Source organism: Serratia nevei (assembly GCF_037948395.1).
Lineage (GTDB): Bacteria > Pseudomonadota > Gammaproteobacteria > Enterobacterales > Enterobacteriaceae > Serratia > Serratia nevei.
This window is the reverse complement of the sequence record NZ_CP149940.1, coordinates 2897537-2915879: the sequence shown is the minus strand read 5'-3', so window position 1 is coordinate 2915879 and position 18343 is coordinate 2897537. Positions and strand designations below refer to the sequence as shown.

The 18343-nt window shown below is 56.7% G+C and carries 18 protein-coding genes; 7 read left to right on the top strand and 11 right to left on the bottom strand.

Annotation, left to right across the window (positions count from 1 at the left end; translation table 11 throughout):
- Positions 1-20: 20 nt before the first annotated feature.
- Positions 21-467, top strand: coding sequence for a YcgN family cysteine cluster protein (locus V8N38_RS13990; RefSeq protein WP_025159803.1), 447 nt, complete (start codon positions 21-23; stop codon positions 465-467).
- A 104-nt stretch (positions 468-571) separates the two neighbouring features.
- On the opposite strand, the gene V8N38_RS13985 is transcribed toward V8N38_RS13990, so the two are convergent.
- The 3 genes from V8N38_RS13985 to nhaB form a co-directional block, all read right to left on the bottom strand.
- A complete protein-coding gene (locus V8N38_RS13985) occupies positions 572-1333 on the bottom strand; it encodes an aspartyl/asparaginyl beta-hydroxylase domain-containing protein (protein ID WP_147839867.1) in 762 nt (253 codons plus the stop codon).
- 656 nt (positions 1334-1989) lie between these two features.
- The gene (gene dsbB, locus V8N38_RS13980) at positions 1990-2520 is read right to left on the bottom strand and encodes a disulfide bond formation protein DsbB (RefSeq protein ID WP_033643335.1); all 531 of its coding nucleotides are present in this window, start codon (positions 2518-2520) and stop codon (positions 1990-1992) included.
- Positions 2521-2640: 120 nt separating this feature from the next.
- Positions 2641-4206 (bottom strand): sodium/proton antiporter NhaB, encoded by a 1566-nt coding sequence (gene nhaB, locus V8N38_RS13975; protein ID WP_147839868.1) that lies wholly within the window; start codon positions 4204-4206, stop codon positions 2641-2643.
- Positions 4207-4449: 243 nt separating this feature from the next.
- Between nhaB and fadR the strand changes: the two genes are divergently transcribed.
- Positions 4450-5169 carry a fatty acid metabolism transcriptional regulator FadR gene (gene fadR, locus V8N38_RS13970; protein WP_025303107.1) on the top strand — a complete coding sequence of 240 codons (720 nt, stop codon included), beginning with the start codon at positions 4450-4452 and terminating at the stop codon, positions 5167-5169.
- Positions 5170-5226: 57 nt separating this feature from the next.
- Here fadR and V8N38_RS13965 read toward each other — a convergent pair whose 3' ends face one another.
- Positions 5227-6762, bottom strand: coding sequence for a SpoVR family protein (locus V8N38_RS13965; protein ID WP_147839869.1), 1536 nt, complete (start codon positions 6760-6762; stop codon positions 5227-5229).
- A gap of 312 nt (positions 6763-7074) precedes the next feature.
- Between V8N38_RS13965 and zinT the strand changes: the two genes are divergently transcribed.
- Complete coding sequence (zinT, locus tag V8N38_RS13960) at positions 7075-7725, top strand: metal-binding protein ZinT (RefSeq protein WP_033634825.1); 651 nt, start codon at positions 7075-7077, stop codon at positions 7723-7725.
- Between the two features lie 44 nt (positions 7726-7769).
- On the opposite strand, the gene V8N38_RS13955 is transcribed toward zinT, so the two are convergent.
- Complete coding sequence (locus tag V8N38_RS13955; RefSeq protein WP_147839870.1) at positions 7770-8087, bottom strand: antibiotic biosynthesis monooxygenase family protein; 318 nt, start codon at positions 8085-8087, stop codon at positions 7770-7772.
- A gap of 542 nt (positions 8088-8629) precedes the next feature.
- Between V8N38_RS13955 and V8N38_RS13950 the strand changes: the two genes are divergently transcribed.
- Together V8N38_RS13950 and dadX are read left to right on the top strand one after the other, a co-directional pair.
- Positions 8630-9934, top strand: a complete 1305-nt coding sequence (locus tag V8N38_RS13950; protein WP_060423866.1) for a D-amino acid dehydrogenase — start codon at positions 8630-8632, stop codon at positions 9932-9934.
- Between the two features lie 76 nt (positions 9935-10010).
- Complete coding sequence (gene dadX / locus V8N38_RS13945) at positions 10011-11084, top strand: catabolic alanine racemase DadX (protein ID WP_060423863.1); 1074 nt, start codon at positions 10011-10013, stop codon at positions 11082-11084.
- Between the two features lie 8 nt (positions 11085-11092).
- On the opposite strand, the gene V8N38_RS13940 is transcribed toward dadX, so the two are convergent.
- From V8N38_RS13940 to V8N38_RS13930, 3 genes are all read right to left on the bottom strand, one after another.
- On the bottom strand, positions 11093-12286 hold the full coding sequence (locus V8N38_RS13940) for a multidrug effflux MFS transporter (protein ID WP_060423860.1): 1194 nt from the start codon (positions 12284-12286) through the stop codon (positions 11093-11095).
- 77 nt (positions 12287-12363) lie between these two features.
- Positions 12364-12924, bottom strand: coding sequence for a 3'-5' exonuclease (locus tag V8N38_RS13935; protein ID WP_060423857.1), 561 nt, complete (start codon positions 12922-12924; stop codon positions 12364-12366).
- Positions 12925-13230: 306 nt separating this feature from the next.
- The gene (locus tag V8N38_RS13930) at positions 13231-13713 is read right to left on the bottom strand and encodes a hypothetical protein (RefSeq protein WP_060423854.1); all 483 of its coding nucleotides are present in this window, start codon (positions 13711-13713) and stop codon (positions 13231-13233) included.
- Between the two features lie 225 nt (positions 13714-13938).
- On the opposite strand from V8N38_RS13930, the gene V8N38_RS13925 reads away from it, so the two are divergent.
- Positions 13939-14232: a hypothetical protein gene (locus V8N38_RS13925; RefSeq protein ID WP_147839871.1), complete on the top strand. Its 294-nt coding sequence runs from the start codon at positions 13939-13941 to the stop codon at positions 14230-14232.
- A 272-nt stretch (positions 14233-14504) separates the two neighbouring features.
- Here V8N38_RS13925 and V8N38_RS13920 read toward each other — a convergent pair whose 3' ends face one another.
- Positions 14505-14681: a GhoT/OrtT family toxin gene (locus V8N38_RS13920; protein WP_033634815.1), complete on the bottom strand. Its 177-nt coding sequence runs from the start codon at positions 14679-14681 to the stop codon at positions 14505-14507.
- 819 nt (positions 14682-15500) lie between these two features.
- Between V8N38_RS13920 and V8N38_RS13915 the strand changes: the two genes are divergently transcribed.
- On the top strand, positions 15501-16190 hold the full coding sequence (locus tag V8N38_RS13915; protein WP_147839872.1) for an alpha/beta hydrolase: 690 nt from the start codon (positions 15501-15503) through the stop codon (positions 16188-16190).
- A gap of 191 nt (positions 16191-16381) precedes the next feature.
- Here V8N38_RS13915 and V8N38_RS13910 read toward each other — a convergent pair whose 3' ends face one another.
- Together V8N38_RS13910 and V8N38_RS13905 are read right to left on the bottom strand one after the other, a co-directional pair.
- On the bottom strand, positions 16382-16612 hold the full coding sequence (locus tag V8N38_RS13910; protein ID WP_060423848.1) for a hypothetical protein: 231 nt from the start codon (positions 16610-16612) through the stop codon (positions 16382-16384).
- Positions 16613-16950: 338 nt separating this feature from the next.
- Positions 16951-18219 carry a YeaH/YhbH family protein gene (locus V8N38_RS13905; protein WP_147839873.1) on the bottom strand — a complete coding sequence of 423 codons (1269 nt, stop codon included), beginning with the start codon at positions 18217-18219 and terminating at the stop codon, positions 16951-16953.
- Positions 18220-18343: the final 124 nt, after the last annotated feature.

Sequence of the window (18343 nt, the reverse complement as noted above, 5' to 3'; positions counted from 1 at the left end):
TACCGAAACCGGACGCTAACATGTCACAACTCGCTTTTTGGCAACAGAAAACGCTGGCGGAAATGTCAGAACAAGAGTGGGAATCGCTGTGCGACGGGTGCGGGCAATGCTGTTTGAATAAGCTGATCGACGAAGATACCGACGAGATTTATTTTACCAACGTAGCCTGCAACCAGCTCAACATCAAATCCTGCCAATGCCGTAACTATGAGCGGCGCTTCGAGCTGGAAGAGGACTGCATCAAACTGACGCGCGAGAACCTTACGACCTTCGATTGGTTGCCGCCGACCTGCGCCTATCGCCTGATCGGTGAAGGCAAACCGCTGTTCCCTTGGCACCCGCTGCTGAGTGGCTCCAAGGCGGCGATGCACGGCGAGCGCATCACGGTGCGGCATATCGCGGTGCGCGAGAGCGAAGTCGTGGACTGGCAGGATCATATCCTCAACAAGCCGGACTGGGCCAGGTAACGTCACACCTTGGGCAGCAAGAGGGCGGCGTATTCAGACATTCCGCCCTCTGCGCTATCTGGCGCGCTACCGACGGGCGTGGGGGTTATGGCATAACCGCCACTTCACGCTTTTTTATCGCGGCGATGCCAGTTAGCCAGATTTTTCAGCGGCTGCTTCACATACGGGCTGGCTTTGATCAGGCTGAACAGCAGTTTATTCACCGCCGTACCCACCTTGTCCATCGGCCGGTCGATATCGAGAAACAGCACCGCACGCAGCTCGTCGGTGTCGTTGCGGACCTCGTGCTCGTAGGAATCATCAAACAGAATCACTTTGCCCTCATCCCAGTGCAGGATCTGATCGTCAACGCGGATCCACAGCTTTTCCCGATCCTTTGGCACGATCAACCCCAGGTGCGCACGCACCACGGCACGGGTCGGGCCCTTGTGGGGCACGATGTGATAGTGCGGTTTAAGAATCGAAAACATCGCGGTGCGCATGCCGGCGATCTCGCTGACCGCCTGTGCGGTGCGCGGGCAAATGGCGCAGTTATCATCAACCCGCTGCCCGTAGACAAACAGCCCGAAGGTTTTCCAGTTATCCCCTTTAGAGATGCGTTTCTGATCCGGCGATATTTGGTGGAACGCGGGAATATCTTCCGGATGCTCCAGCAGCCGATCCAACTCCTCCCGAATTGCCGGCCAATGGGCTTCCAGCGTGGCCACCCAGTTAAATTCGTGATTACCGATCTGCGGCGTAGTCGAGATTAGCGAATGACGGGTCTGAAATTCGCCGTTCCAGCGCAGGAATCTTTTCCCGGCTTTAAGCAGCAGGCGGTGCAGGAGGGGGCGCTGAGATGCAGGGGGCAATGCGGTATCCGGCATAGAATCGTGTCCTTGATGTCATTGACGTTATGCAGTCAGCCAGAGACAGGGCCTGGCTCACCGAAAGAAAGGGTGAAAATCACAACGTCATTTAGCATAAGGAAAGCATCGCGAATGATTTTAATCATTAGTGCGCGAACGGTGAGCGGGCCTTGGGATAAAGGGGAAGGAAGGAAAAAAGCCCCTGCAAAGATGAGGGGCAAGACACACAACAACACCAGGGAAATCGGTAATACTCACTTTGCCGATACTATAAGGATTTTATGGGCAAACTTCACCAAAATATTGTGCTCTGAATGTGACAAAGACGCAGTGGTTCATAAGTAACGGTAATTTATTGCTGTCCTAAGGCCGAAAGGAAAGCGCTGGCGCCGCCCGTTGTTGCCGCCAACATCGCAGAAGTTTAATGTTATGTAAATTACGCGCTTAACCGAGCCGGAATGCTTCTTTTTAAACGATAAGTTGGGTAATTTGGCCGCTCTCCCGCATGTTCGAGAGTATAACAATGAAAATGATCCGTCTGTTTGCCGTGGCTGGAGCGCTGATTGTGCTCGTTTATTTCCTTACACATACCTGAAATGGGGTTATCTCTGAATTTGACCGCAATACCCTAAAAAAATGGCGCCTTTCGGCGCCGTTTTTTGTTTGTCTGCCGATCAGCGGCCGAACAGGTCGCGGCGACGGGGGCGAACAAATTGTGCGATCAGCACAATCAGCGCCACCAGCAGATAGGCGCCGAAGATGCCGACCAGCCACTGTGGCATTTCCAGCGTCAGGAACTGCCATTGGCGCACGGAGCAGTCGCCGGAAGCGTGGAACACCGCCGGCAGCCATTTGTCCAGCGGCAGCCACGAAGGGAAGCTGACGAAGAAATCGCAGGTATTGAACGGCGAAGGGTGCAACTGGATCATGGTGTGCTTCCACGCCAGCTGTACGCCTTCCCAGGCGCTGTAGATCCACAGCAAGATCGCCACATAGCGCAGTGGGGTTTTCGGCGCGATGGCGCCCACCAGCGAGGCGCCGAGGATGCCGAACAGCGCGCAACGCTCGTAAATGCACATGACGCAGGGCTGCAGCAGCATAACGTGCTGGAAATAGAGCGCGACCAGTTCCAACACCAACGCTGTCAGGGCCATCAGCAGCCAGGCGCCGCGTCCTTGTGAACAGCGGTTAAAGAATTGCAACATATCTAGATTCTTCCATGCAGTAAGCAATTGAACCGGCAGTGTAAACCAATTCCTTCTCGCTGCCAGCCACCTGGGCCGGATTCAGCGTAAAAATAGTCGGTTCACCCTGCCAGCGCCGCCTTAGTGGCCGACGGCGTCGATGGGCGGCAGCGCCAGCCAATGCCACTGCGTCAGCAGCTCGGTCGCCGGCTCCAGCGTGAACAGGACGCACAGCAGACCGACCACCGTCAGCACCACCGTATAAGGCAGGGCCATCCACACCATGCGGCCATACGACAGACGCACCAGCGGTGCCAATGCCGACGTCAGCAGGAATAGGAACGCGGCCTGGCCGTTAGGGGTGGCGACCGAAGGCAGGTTGGTGCCGGTATTGATGGCAACCGCCAGCAGCTCAAACTGCTTCAGCGCGATGGTGCCGGTCTCCAGCGCCGTGCGCGCCTCGTTAATGTAAACCGTGCCGACGAACACGTTGTCGGAAACCGACGACAGCAGGCCGTTGAACAGGTAGAACAGCGAAAGCTGAGAGGCGGGGTCGGCGCGCAGCACAAACTGGATCACCGGGCTGAACAGGTGCTGCTCGATGATCACCGCGACCACGGTGAAAAACACCGTCAGCAGGGCGGTGAACGGCAGCGCTTCCTGGAACGCTTTGCCGATGGCGTGTTCGTCGTTCACGCCGCACAGGGAAGTGGCGAGGATGATCACCGACAGGCCGATCAGCCCAACTTCCGCCAGATGGAAGGCCAGCGCCAGCACCAGCCAAACGCCGATCAGCGCCTGCATCACCAGCTTGAGGCGTTCTTGCCTGCTGCGGCCAGCGGTGGCTTTGCGATCATACTCTTTCAGCACGTCGCGCACCGCCGGCGGCAACTGCGCGCCATAGCCAAACAGGCGAAAACGCTCTACCAGCCAACAGACCAGCAGGCCGCACACCAACACCGGCAGCGTGACCGGCGCCATACGCAGGAAGAAATCGATAAAACCCCAGCCCGCGCTTTTGGCGATGATCAGGTTTTGCGGCTCGCCCACCATGGTCATGACTCCGCCGAGCGCGGTGCCGACGCCGGCGTGCATCAGCAGGCTGCGCAGAAAGGCGCGGAATTGTTCCAGCGTCTGCTTGCGCTCTTCACCGGTGAAATCGCTGTCATCGCCGATGTCGCCATCGGGGCGATTCGACGTCACGTTGTGATAGATGGAATAAAAGCCGGTGGCCACGCTAATCACTACCGCCACGACCGTCAGCGCGTCGAGGAAGGCGGAAAGGAAGGCGGCGGCCAGGCAGAACGCCAGCGACAGCAGCGTTTTTGACTGGATGTTGAGCAGCAGCTTGGTGAAGACGAACAGCAGCAGCTGCTTCATAAAGTAGATGCCGGCGACCATAAAGACCAGCAGCAGCAAGACTTCCAGGTTATGTTCGATTTCCTGCGAGACCTGCGCCGGGCTGGTCATGCCGATGGCCACCGCCTCCAGCGCCAGCAGGCCGCCCGGCAGCAGCGGGTAGCATTTCAACGCCATTGCCAGGGTAAAGATGAACTCGACCACCAGCAGCCAACCCGCGACAAACGGGCTGGCGAAGAAGAACACCAAGGGGTTGACCGCCAGGAAAATGAGAATAGTCAGTTTGTACCAGTCGGGAGATTGCCCCAGAAAGTTTTTGAGCAGGGCGCTGCGCAGGGTTGTTTCCATTGTCCTTTATGCATCCTTAAATCAGTCGTAGCACGTACCCTAACAATGCGGCGGGGGCGGGCGCAACCGGAGCTTGTTTTACGGCGGCAAATTTCTGCCGGCCGGTGTTTTTGCGCGTTTTTTGCCACTTTATGCACACTTTCGTTTATTGTTTTTCGCTCACGCTATGTCATGTCAGCACGATCTGGTATGATGAGCTGATTACTTTTACTGATTTTATCGTCGCAACGGAACGTCAAACACATGGTCATAAAGGCGCAGAGTCCTGCCGGTTTCGCGGAAGAGTACATTATTGAGAGTATTTGGAATAATCGCTTCCCCCCTGGCTCTATTTTGCCCGCGGAGCGTGAGCTTTCGGAGTTGATTGGCGTCACGCGCACCACGTTACGTGAAGTGTTGCAACGTCTGGCCCGCGATGGCTGGTTGACCATTCAGCATGGCAAACCGACCAAAGTGAACAATTTCTGGGAAACGTCCGGCCTCAATATCCTTGAGACCGTGGCCCGTCTCGATCACAAGAGCGTCCCGCAGCTGATCGACAACCTGCTGTCGGTGCGCACCAATATCGCGTCGATCTTTATTCGCGCCGCGGTGCGCAATCATCCGGAACAGGCCCAGGAAGTGCTGGCGAAGGCCGCCGAGGTAGAAGATCAGGCGGACGCTTTCAATCTGCTCGATTACGAGATCTTCCGCGGCCTGGCGTTCGCTTCCGGCAACCCGATCTACGGCCTGATTTTCAACGGCCTGAAAGGGCTGTACACCCGCGTGGGCCGTTACTACTTCTCCAACCCGGAAGCGCGCAAACTGGCGCTGACCTTCTACAGCAAGCTGTCCACGCTGTGCCATGAGAAGCTGTACGACCAGGTGATGGATACCGTGCGCAACTACGGTAAAGACAGCGGGGCGATTTGGCAGAGCATGCAGGGCACCATGCCGAGCGATCTGACCGAAGCGCGTCGCTAATCGCGTATTCATGAAATAAGAAAGGGCGCCATTTGGCGCCCTTTGTCGTTGTGGCGGTTACAGCGGCGTTGGCCGCGGTGGGCAACGATCGAGCAACTCCACGCTGCCATCTTCGTTTTGCTGCTCGAGGATCACGTCGAAGCCCCACAGGCGATGCAGGTGCTTCAACACGTCGCGGCGGCTCTTATCCAGCGGTGCGCGTTCCTGCGGGATGTAACGCAACGTCAGCGAGCGGTCGCCGCGCAGGTCCACGTTCCAGATCTGAATGTTCGGCTCATGGTTGCTCAGGTTGTATTGCGCTGACAGCTCCTGGCGGATCGCCCGGTAACCGGCTTCGTTATGGATCGCGGCAATCTCCAGATAGTTGTTGCGATCGTCGTCCAGCACGGTGAACAACCGGAAATCGCGCATCACTTTGGGCGACAGGAACTGACTGATAAAGCTCTCGTCCTTGAAGTCGCGCATGGCGAAGTGCAAGGTGTCCAGCCAGTCTTTGCCGGCGATGTCCGGGAACCAGTAGCGATCTTCTTCGGTTGGCGACTGGCAGATGCGCTTGATGTCCTGGAACATGGCGAAGCCCAGCGCATATGGGTTGATGCCGTTATAGTACGGGCTGTTATACGGCGGCTGATACACCACGTTGGTGTGGCTGTGCAAAAACTCCAGCATAAACCGCTCGGTCACCCGACCCTCGTCGTACAGATGGTTGAGGATGGTGTAGTGCCAGAAAGTGGCCCAGCCCTCGTTCATCACCTGAGTCTGCTTTTGCGGGTAAAAATACTGGCTGACCTTGCGCACGATGCGCAGCACCTCACGCTGCCAGGGTTCCAACAGCGGCGCATTCTTCTCGATGAAATAGAGGATATTTTCCTGCGGCTCGCTCGGATACCGGCGCGCCTGCTCCGGCGAGTCTTCGCGTTCGACGCGCGGCAGGGTCTTCCACAGCGTGTTCACCTGGCTTTGCAGATACTCTTCGCGGCTTTTCTGGCGCGCTTTCTCTTCTACCAGGGAGATTTTCTGCGGGCGTTTGTATCTGTCGACGCCGTAGTTCATCAGCGCGTGGCAGGAGTCCAGCAACCGCTCCACTTCATCGACGCCGTAGCGCTCTTCGCACTGGCTGATGTAGTGGCGGGCGAACAGCAGGTAATCGACGATGGAGCTGGCGTCGGTCCAGCTGCGGAACAGATAGTTATTCTTGAAGAACGAGTTGTGGCCATAGCAGGCGTGCGCCATCACCAGCGCCTGCATGGTGATGGTGTTCTCCTCCATCAGGTAGGCGATGCAGGGATTGGAGTTGATGACGATTTCATAGGCCAGCCCTTGCTGGCCCTGTTTGTAGCGCTGTTCGGTTTCGATGAACTTCTTGCCGAAGGACCAATGGGTATAGTTGATCGGCATGCCGACGCTCGAATAAGCGTCCATCATCTGCTCGGAGGTGATCACCTCGATCTGATGGGGGTAGGTGTCGAGCCGGTAATGCTTGGCGACGCGGTCGATCTGCTCCAAATACACCTGCAGCAGCTCGAACGTCCAGTCCGGTCCATCGCTCAGACGTTTATCATCCTTAACCTTTTCATGTGTTGAAGTAGTCATCAGCGCACCCTCATTATTCACGGGTCTTGCTCAAACGGCAGGCCCTGTAACAAGCATAGTTCAAGTCATAATTAACCGTTGCAAATCAGTGAAATAAAAATGTCGGTACGCAGGGGTGCGAACGGCAGTCAATCCAGCGCCCGCCGGCGCCGCGTCCGTCCCGGCAGAAGGCGGCGCAGCGCCGCGCTTCCTCTTCGAGTATAACCCTGCGGCAGGGGGGCGCAATAGGTACTCTGTAGCGCGACAGGGATTGAAATTTGTTATGTTATATTGTAACTTTTCATTTTCTCAATGACGGACAAGGAGCATCTTTTGGCGAGGCATTTTGGCAAACTGGCGGTGGCGCTGGCAGCGTTGTTTATCGGCGGGCAGGCGCTTGCCCACGGGCATCATTCACATGGCAAGCCGCTGACGGAAGTGGAAAAAAAGGCGGAAGCGGGCATATTCGACGATAAAGACGTCAAAGATCGCGACCTGGCGGATTGGGAGGGCGTGTGGCAATCCGTGTATCCTTATCTGCTCAATGGGGATCTCGATCCGGTGTTCAAGAAGAAGGCGGAGCAGGATAAGAGCAAGACCTTCGAAGAAGTGAAGGCCTATTACCGCAAAGGGTACGCCACCGATGTGGATACCATCGGCATTGAGAACGGCGTCATGGAGTTTCATCGCGGCGACCAATCCAGCGCCTGTCAGTATAAGTACGCCGGGCATAAGATCCTGACGTATGTCTCTGGTAAAAAGGGCGTGCGTTATCTGTTCGAATGCCAGGATGCCGGCAGCCTGGCGCCGAAATTCGTGCAGTTCAGCGATCACATTATCGGCCCGCGCAAATCGGCGCATTTCCATATCTTTATGGGTAATACGTCGCAGGAGGCGTTGCTGAAAGAGATGGACAACTGGCCGACCTATTATCCCTTCCAGCTGCAGACTAAAGAAGTCGTGGACGAGATGCTGCATCATTGATGCCGCTCCCCCGCAACCACAAGCCCGCTTGCGTGGGCTTGTGCTCAGCCAAACGGTCTGATTTGCAGGTAATCGTCCGTCACTGCCATTTCAAATAACGTTTCATCCGCCAATAACGTCGCGCGCATTCGTTCCCGGGCGTGACGATAGCGCTCATCCAACTGAATATCACCGGCGTTTTCCCATGCAGCGCGGTTTGGCCACTGCGCGTAGCCAATAAACTGCCCGCCCATATCACGGTGCAGGCGGGAGCCGAGGCTGCCGCGCTGCAGATAAATGCCTTGGGTTAATTCAAGCCAAGCCTGGCGAAAGGCTTGTTCGTGTCCGGGTTTGACTGAGAACCGGTAGAGGGCGATGAACATAAGGGATTCTCCGGAAGAGCGACAATATGAACTTTAGGAGCTGCTTCTGGCTTTAACGTTCATATCGTGCTGCAGCACTCAACCTAAACGGGCGGGGCTGAGGTAATCGGTCGTTTTATTCCGGTAGTAAAATAAAGGTTAATTTTTCGCTGAAATTTTACGCGATTTTTCTGCTGCGAGGAGAAACGCCTCTCTTTGTCTGTTGTTTTGGTTTTTTTAATTTTATTGGTTTTTTATTCTGATTATGTGATGAGTGGTATTTTTATATTCTGTTAAATCATTGTTACTTATCACGCCTTTTTTTCTTGCTATCATTGCTAGCATTGCTATCGAATCAGCGGTGCTCTGACGCCGTATCCCCCCTTAAACCGCATCTTATCGCTATTTTCAGGTGGCTATTGCAAATGCAGAACCCATCGACGATAAATTAATTGTGAATATTGTCACGTTTGATGATGAAGTTGTTGGACGGATTTTTTCACTGAGTTAATTTCCTGTGAGCAGAAGATTATGCTTTGTGAAGCCTTGAGCTGGAGTCAGCGATGCGAGTGGTAATTTTAGGTAGTGGAGTGGTGGGCGTAGCCAGTGCCTGGTATTTGGCGAAGGCGGGGCATGAGGTGACGGTGATCGATCGTCAGCCAGGTCCTGCACTGGAAACCAGCGCGGCGAACGCCGGGCAGATTTCACCGGGCTATGCCGCTCCCTGGGCGGCGCCGGGCGTGCCGCTGAAGGCCATCAAGTGGATGTTCCAACGCCATGCGCCGTTGGCGATCCGTCTCGACGGCAGCAGCTTCCAGCTCAACTGGATGTGGCAGATGCTGAAAAACTGCAACACCGAACACTACATGACCAACAAAGGCCGCATGGTGCGCCTGGCAGAATATAGCCGCGACTGTATCAAGGCGCTGCGGCAGGAAACCGGCATCCAGTACGAAGGCCGCCAGGGCGGCACGCTGCAGCTGTTCCGCACCCAACAACAGTTCGAAAACGCAGCGAAAGACATTGCGGTATTGGAAGATGCCGGGGTGCCTTACAAGCTGCTGGAGGCCAGCCAGCTCGCCAGCGTTGAGCCGGCGCTGGCCCAGGTGGCGCACAAGCTGACCGGTGGTCTGCAGCTGCCGAACGACGAGACCGGCGATTGCCAGCTGTTTACGCAACAGCTGGCGAAGATGGCAGAGCAGGCGGGCGTGACTTTTCTGTTCAACCGCAGCGTCGATCGTCTGCTGGTGGAGGGCGACAAGATCGCCGGCGTGCAGTGTGGCGAGGAAGTGTTCAAGGCCGATAGCTACGTGGTGGCGTTCGGCTCCTACTCCACGGCGCTGCTGCGCGGCCTGGTGTCGATACCGGTTTACCCGCTGAAGGGCTATTCGTTGACCATTCCTATCACCGACGAAGCGGCGGCGCCGTTCTCTACGGTATTGGATGAGACGTATAAAATCGCCATCACGCGCTTCGACCAGCGTATTCGCGTTGGCGGCATGGCGGAGATCGTCGGTTTCAACACGCAGCTGGAGCAAAAACGGCGCGAAACGCTGGAGATGGTGGTACGCGATCTCTACCCGAACGGCGGCAGAGTGGAGGACGCGACGTTCTGGACCGGCCTGCGGCCGATGACGCCGGACGGCACGCCAATTGTCGGCCGCACTTCGCTGAAGAACCTGTATCTCAATACCGGGCATGGCACGTTGGGCTGGACGATGGCCTGCGGTTCCGGGCAGCTGTTGTCCGACCTGATGTCCGGTATTACGCCGGCGATCCCTTCCGATGATCTGGCGGTGGCGCGTTACAGCGCCGGGTTTCGCCAGCAACACGCGGTTCCGCTGAACGACGTGCATCCCGCACGTTAATCGTCGACGCTGTCATAGACTTTCCCGGCCACGCGCAGGCGCGCGTGGCCGCTGTATGCTGCCCCAAGGAGAACCGATGCCCCGTCCCATAACCGCCACGATGCATCTCGGCGCGATTGAAAATAACCTGCAGGTGGTGCGCCGTTTCGCCCCCGGCGCCAAAGTGTGGGCGGTGGTCAAAGCCAACGCCTATGGCCACGGTATCAAACACGTTTGGCGCAGCATGGCGCAAACCGACGGCTTCGCCATGCTGGATCTGGCCGAAGCGGTGCTGTTGCGCGAATCGGGTTGGCAAGGGCCGATTCTACTGCTGGAAGGTTTCTTCCAGCCGCAGGATCTGGCGTTGCTCGATCGTTATCGCCTGACGACGGCGGTGCACAGCGACTGGCAGCTGGCGGCGATCGCCGACGCCACGCTGAGCGCGCCGCTCAATGTTTATCTGAAAGTGAACAGCGGCATGAATCGGTTGGGGTTTGCACCTGAGCGGCTGCGCGAGGTGTGGCAAAGGGCGCAGGCGGTTGCCAATATCGCCGAACTGACGCTGATGAGCCATTTCGCTACCGCCGACGGCCCGGAAGGCGTAACCCAGCAGATGGCCACTATCGAGACGGCGGCTACCGATATACCGCTGCCGCGCTGCCTGGCCAACTCGGCCGCTACGCTGTGGCACCCTTCGACCCATGGCAGCTGGGTCCGCCCTGGGATCATTCTGTATGGCGCTTCGCCGAGCGGTTGCTGGAATGATGTTGCGGCGACGGGGCTGCAGCCGGCGATGACGCTGAGCAGCGAGATCATCGGCATTCAACAGCTGAAGTCTGGCGATCGCGTGGGGTACGGCGGCCGTTACAGCGCCGCCGGCGCGCAGCGTATCGGCGTGGTGGCCTGCGGCTATGCCGACGGCTATCCGCGCCATGCGCCGACCGGTACGCCGGTATGGGTGGATGGTGTACTGACGCGCACGCTGGGAACGGTATCGATGGACATGCTGGCGGTGGATCTGACGCCCTGTCCGCAAGTCGAACTGGGCGCCGAAGTGGAGCTGTGGGGGAAACGCCTGCCGGTGGACGAGGTGGCCACGGCGGCAGGGACGTTAGGCTATGAGCTGCTGTCGGCCTTAGCGGCGCGGGTGCCGGTCGTCACCGAAGCCTGAGCCGCGGCTCAGGCGACTTTTCTAATCTGCCCTTTAATCTGCTTGCTGAGCCGCCGCGCATGCAGCGCCAGCAGGCAGCCTGCCAGCATCACCAGCGCCAGCGAGAGCTTGGGTTGCAGCGGCAACGCCATCGCCACCAAACCCAGCGCGGCGCCGCCCGCCATCTGCACGAAACCGACCAGCGCGGACGCGACGCCGGCCTCATTGGAATACGGCTCCAGCGCGTAGCTGGTGGCCGGGCCCATCACGAACGCCAACCCAGCGCAGGCGCTGGCGACCGGCAGCATATACGCCAGCCAGTGCGCTTGTGCCGTTGCAGGCAACAGCATGACTCCCAGCAGCAGGCCCAGACAGCCCAGCCCCATCAACATGCCGCCGGTCGCCAGACAAACCGGGCGGCCGACCTTGTGGATGATGCGGTTGGCGAAGAAGCTCACCAGCATGATCCAGAAACCGTTGGCGCCGAACACCAGCGAGAATTGCAGCGGGGTCAGGCCGGCGGTACCCATCAGCACGTTCGGTGCCAGAGAAACGTAGGTCAGCGCCATGCCCATCGCCCCGGAGTTCACCACCGCAAAGGAGAGGAAGCGGCGTTCGCTGAGGATACGCGCGTATTGGCGCACCGGCAGCCCTTTGACCGGCACGGTATCAGCGGGGCGGGTTTCCGGCAAGCGCAGCGCGATGAGCGCCAACACCAGCAGCGCATAGCCGACCAGGAACCAGAAAGGCGCGCGCCAGCCGAAGGCTTCGGCGAGCAGGCCACCGAGCAGCGGCGCCAGCGCTGGGATGATGTTCAGCGTGCCGTTGAGAAAACCGAAAGCGCGGGCGGCGTCGTCGCCATTCAGGCGATCGCGCACGCCGCTGAAGGCGACGACGGCGGTGCAGCAAACCGCCACCCCTTGCAGCAGACGCGAAGCGATGAAAACAGTCGGGTTGGTGGCCAGCGCCGCCATCGCGGCGCCGATCATGTAGAGGATAATGCCGGCCAGCGCCACCGGCTTGCGTCCATAGTTATCGACCAGCGGGCCGGCGATGACCTGGCCGAGGCCGAGCACCAGTATAAACAGCGATATGGTGGATTGGATCAGCGCTTCACTGCTGCCGAGGCCGACGGCAATGGCGGGAATGGTCGGCAGGTAAAGATCGATGCCTAATGGGCCGAGCAGCACCAGGCTGAGAAGCATAAACAGAAACTTTTGCATAACAGGAAAGGCACGTCCGAGTGACAAAGAGGGCTAGAGTAGAGACTCTGGCGGCAAATGAAAAGGGGCAAAGCGGGTCAGCGCTGCGCCCCCTGGCGGTAATAGAGCGCCGAGACGGTATCGGCCACATAGCGGGCCTGGTGGCGAGCATCATCCAGCGCGCGATGCGGCATGCCCTCGAACGGGCGGGTCTTTTTCGGGTTAAAGCCGTGCAGTTCCGCCAGCGTGATCACCGTGCGTACGTCCTGAGTATCCCAGAATTTCCACGGGCAGGGCATTTCCAGCTGCTGGAAGGCGTGCTCGAGGATCGCGCAGTCGAACTCTTTGCCGTTGCCCCAGACTTTCACCGTATCGGTGCTGTTCATATGGATGAAGCGGCTAAGGCTGCTCAGCACGCGCTTCAGGCTCTCGGTGCCGCCGAAGGCCTGCTTGCGCGCTTCATCGGACTGTTTCGCCCACCAGGCGACCGTATCCAGGCTGATGGTACGGCCCGGTTGGTCTTTCTGGCTGCTGACGGCGGCTTCGAATTCGGCGCCCAGCTCCCCGGTTCGGGGATCGAAAAACACCGCCGCAACCACCAGGATGACGGCGCTGGGTTTTATATCCAGGGTTTCAATATCTAACATCAGATGGTGCATCGGCGTTTCCGGTGGTTGGCGTGGTAGCTTAATGTTACTACAGAACGTGCGCCGATGCGGCCGGTGCGCACATGAAATCCTTTTAAAGCGCCGCGTTCAGGTTATGATGCTTGGGATACTCTTGTCTGGTTGGTCGCTATCGGTGAGAACGCTTATCTTTATTCTGTGCATGGTTGGCTACTTGCTGCTGCTGGGCTACCTTAGCGTGTTTGTCACGGACAAGATCTGTGAGAAGGCGGGCAACTACACCAAAATATGCCGCATCGTAGACATTTCCGAGCCCCATATCCCCAAATAGCGCCGTGTTTACCCCAGGTAGTCAGTGGTAATCAACGGGGTCAGGATGGCCGCCAGCGCCGTGAGCGCGCCCCATTGCCGCCAACCCAGCCGCGCCAGCCAGTCATGCCGCTGCGGGGGCGTGGCCAGTTGCCCGACGGCCACGGCACCGGTAAGCAGCAGCGTCAGAATCAGCAGCACCAGGCCGCGGCTCACCAGCGTGAATTCAACATGCAGCACATTGGCGTAATACAGGCGCATCAGGATAAAATAACTCAGCAAGATCCAAGCGAAAACGACGTTCTTCTTGAGCACCTGCTGCAGCATCAGCGCGAGGAACAGGCTGTGAAACAGCGACAGCAGGGGCGCCTCAAGCGGATGCCGAACGCAGACGTTGTAGACCGCCATGTAAATGTTGAAAACCAGCAGGATATAGATCACGTAAATATACCAGCCGTAGATTACTTTGAGCTTTTTCGGGCTCGGCGGCAGGGCGAGTGCGTCCGGTTTCATTAATGCCTCCTGATGATGCCCGGCAAACGCTGCGGTTGAAGACGGCGCGGCGGCATCGTAATTTAAAATTCACAGGGTATATATCACCCGCGCGCTAAATGACGATTAAACACAGGATCGGCTTTATTTCCGCGCTGGCCTGGAACTCTTTTTCGTGCGCGGGGTCGGCTGGCGTGTGACTATTTGGCGGTTTCTGCACCATGGTGAAAGACGCAATATATTGATATGAAAGATTATAAAAACACTTCGGGCTCTAAGATTCTGCTGCTGTTCAGCCTGGCGTTTTACACGCTGTTGCCGCCGCTGTTGACGGCGGCCGTGTTCAACCGTTTCAATCTTAACCCCTTCGCGATCGTCAAATTTTTGCACTTCAACCCGTTTTTGGCCGACCGGGGCATACCCGGTTATCAAACTTTCTTCTACTTGCTGATGCTCTGGTTGGGGATGAATATTTTTCTGTGGCTGCTGGTGTGGGGGACGGGGCGGTTGTATCGGTGCTGGCGAGCGCCGCGCGGCTGATATTTTCCCAAAGGGAAAACGTTGCGCAGGGAAATGACTTTACAATCAATAATGAGACGTATTATCATCTTTTCGCCGGTGAGGGGAAAGGGTTGTCTCCTTCTGTGCCCCCCGAGCCGGCACGACATTGCTCACATTGCTTCCAGTTTTCATGCCAGCCTTGCGCTGGCGTTTTTTTATCCCACGCCAAAAATCCGCGACGCCGGCGGCCTTCCCTTTTTCATTAGCATGGCTGTTTAAAAACCCAAACCCGCGCGAGGTCTGTTGGGGGATTAGAACAGCGAAAACAGCAACACGACCGGCAGGCTCAACGGCCAGGTTAACCCGATGGTCAGTGCGCTGATACAGCGTATTTTGACGGTGTCCCGGCTAACCAGGTAGGTGAAAATCATAGAAACTAACAGACCAATAAAATAACAGTATTGCGTTGCAACCCACAGCGACGACATGAAACCCGATCCCAGTTGTATTTTTACGCGCGAATTCTAGGAGCTTGGCGGGTGATAATCAATGACCAAAGGCCGTTTATTCATACCTTTATCCATAAGAATGCATAATTTATTTCTATAAAGAACGTAGGGTTATTAACGGCTTTCCGGTTATTACAAAAAGAAATCAACAACATAGTTACCGGTAACATTTTGCGTCTGGCAAGCCCTCTGTTTGGGGGGCTACGCTAGGTCAGAAAAAAGTCGACGAGGGACGCAGAAAGGGGATAGGACTGTTATACGTAAATATTATTGATGTATCTGTGGGCGGAAAGGTTAAGGCGGAATGGCGTCAGGTTTTGCTTTCGTGGGCACTTTGGGGGGGCGGTTTTAGCGCATCGTCCCGATGCGCTGCTTGCCAGCCAGGGAGGGGGATTTATTGTCGCCGCAGGTTTAATGAATGTTAAGACCGTAGACGAACAGCCACGAAAACAGCAGCGCCAGCAGGCATGCCATAAAAACGATGGAGATCATTTCCTTCACAACTTCATTCCTTTTCCCGGTGAGCTAAATTTACTTCTCTTTGTTTTTGCGCGAGATTTTAGATCGGTATGGGTAAAAATCCTAGTTTTAATCCCGTTTTTTGCTTTGCACGCTGCGTGGATAGGCCATGGCGATGCCGGGAAATCGCGTGCGTTAACCCGTCGTAGCTATTGCCGAACGCCGCGAGCCTGACTATATAAAAATGAGGACTGCGTGACGTCGCCGGTAGCAAGGCGCGCCCCTTAAGGGCTGCAGTTTATCTGTCTATAGCGCTTCCCTAAGATGAAGGAGTCGGCAATGAGCACAAAACCCACTATCGTGCTGGTACACGGATTCTGGGGCGGCGCCGCGCACTGGAGTAAGGTCATCCTCGAGTTGTCGCGTAGGGGATATTCGGCGATGCATGCGGTGGAAATGCCGCTGACCTCGTTGGCTGAGGATGCGGAACGCACGCGCAAGATGGTCGCGCAGCAAGCGGGGCCGGTATTGTTGGTGGGGCACTCTTACGGTGGTGCCGTGATCACGGCAATGGGCAACCTGCCTAATGTGGTCGGCCTGGTCTACATCGCCGCCTTTGCGCCGGACGCCGGAGAAAGCCCCGGCGGTATTACGCAAGCGCATCCTCCTGCGGCGGTGGCGAATCTGGCCCCGGACAGCGACGGCTATCTGTGGATCAAAGCCGACAAGTTTCACGAGAGCTTTTGCCAGGATCTGACTGCCGACGAAGCGCTGGTGATGGTGGTGGCGCAGAAGGCTCCGCTGGCCGATACCTTCGGTAACACCATCGGCGAACCGGCATGGAAACATAAACCGTCATGGTATCAGCTCTCCAGCGACGATCGCATGATAGCGCCGGAGAATCAGCGGCACATGGCGCAGCGGCTGCGGGCCAAGAAAGTTATGGTGCTGGATGCCAGTCATGCTTCGCTGGTTTCCCATGCCGCAGAGGTGGCGGGATTGATTGACGAAGCGGCCGGTTATGAATAAAGCCAGGGCAGAAAGGTAATCAAGGTGACAGCCCGCAACAGACTGTCTATTACGTCGGGCTAAAGAGCCGGCGTAATAGGCGCTTATTAAGGATAAGGGTTGATATCGCTATCAAGGGTAATGATGAACATCATCATTAACACCACGAGGGTGGCAATAATGGCGTAGATTTCCGCCTTGCGCATATCGCCTTAACGCCCGTTGACGCCGATCATTTCTATTGCTGCACGATGCAGTCTCTGAAAATAATCATCGGGTTGTTTTTCCACCTCCTGGATAAGGCAGGCGAGCAGATTCTGTTTGGTTATCGGCTTGTTGGCGGTCAGCACCAGCAGCACGCTTTTGCCGAGCAGGCAGCATATTTGCTTATGGTATTCATCAACATCTTGCTTGTTGAGGCCATAGAGAGTGTAGTCGATCATGATGTCTAACCTGCTGACAGGTAAATGCCCGCCGTGGAGGGCTGAGAAGCCATGGAAAAATAAAATGAGGCAAATTTCGCTTAGTAAAGGACTTAAGCGATGAGGTAACGATAACTGAATGGGAATATTCCTATCAAGCCGTGCGGGCCAGGAGGCGAATGTTTAGGAATAACCTCAGAAGCGCAAATAATAGGGAGGGCCGTTCTGGGCAATGTGGCTTATTATTGATATTGGGTTTGTTTAAAAATTAAACATAGATATTCTGAATATATAATGGTGAAAAAGAAACAGCCGGAAAATGTCATTCTCCGGCTGTGGTGACGTTCGCGCGGTGCTATTCACACGGTTTGCTTGCGAAACAGTTCGCGGAATACCGGATAAATATCGTCCGGCTCGCGGATATGCTGCATGGCGAAGTTGTCGAATTTCGCCTGCAGATCCTCATATTCGCGCCACAGCGTCTGATGAGCGCGACGAGTGATTTCTATATAGCTGTAATAACGCACCATCGGCAGGAGCTTCTTCGCCAACAGCTCATGACACAGCGGTGAATCGTCGGCCCAGTTGTCACCGTCCGACGCCTGCGCGGCGTAGATATTCCATTGCGTCGGGTCGTAGCGCTCTTCGACGACGTCGTTCATCAGCTTTAGCGCGCTGGAGACGATGGTGCCGCCGGTTTCTTGCGAATAGAAGAACTCCTGTTCGTCCACCTCTTTCGCCTGGGTGTGGTGGCGAATATAGACCACCTCGACGTTTTTGTAGGTACGGCTCAGGAACAGATAAAGCAGAATGTAAAAACGTTTGGCCATATCTTTGGTCGCCTGATCCATCGAGCCGGACACGTCCATCAGGCAGAACATCACCGCCTGGCTGGAGGGTTCCGGCCGGCGCTCATAGTTTTTGTAGCGCAGATCGAAGGTGTCGATGAACGGCACGCTTTCGATTTTCTTGCGCAGTTCGGCAATCTCCTTGCGCAACCGCTCCTCTTCCAGCAACTGCACCGGTTCAGTGTTTTCCAGCTGGTTCAACTCGTCTTCCAGTTCGTGCAACGCGCGCCTTTTCCCGGCGGTCATGGCGGTACGCCGCGCCAGCGAGTTTTGCAGCGATCGCACGACGCTGATGTTGGCCGGCACACCGTTGGCGGTATAGCCTGCGCGGTGGGTTTTGAACTCGGTCAACTGCTTGTACTGGTTCTTTTTCAGGTTGGGCAGGGCAAGATCTTCGAACAAAAGATCGAGATACTCGTCTTTGGAAATCTGGAAGACGAACTCATCCTGGCCTTCACCGTCCTGGCTGGCGTTGCCCTGGCCGCCGCCACCGCCTGATCCGCCCTGAGGCCGCTCAACGCGATCGTTCTGCACGAAGTGGTCGTTGCCCGGATGCACCCGATGGCGCGTGCCGCCGCGCCCCTGATGAAACATCGGTTCGTTGATATCGTCAGTGGGGATGGAGACCGATTCCCCGCTGTCTACGTCGGTGACCGAACGCTTGTTGATGGCTTCGGCAATCGACTGTTTGATTTGCGACTTGTAACGACGCAAGAAGCGCTGGCGGTTCACCATGCTCTTGTTTTTGCCGTTCAGCCGTCGGTCAATGAAATAGGCCATACTTCCCCCAAACGACGTTGCCAACTCTTCATGTCCCGGTCGCTGCAGCGCAATGTGCCGCCCCTCCGTGGGCTGCGCTGCAACGTCCATGACGGTGGACATGGCCCTGATAATGCCGCTTACC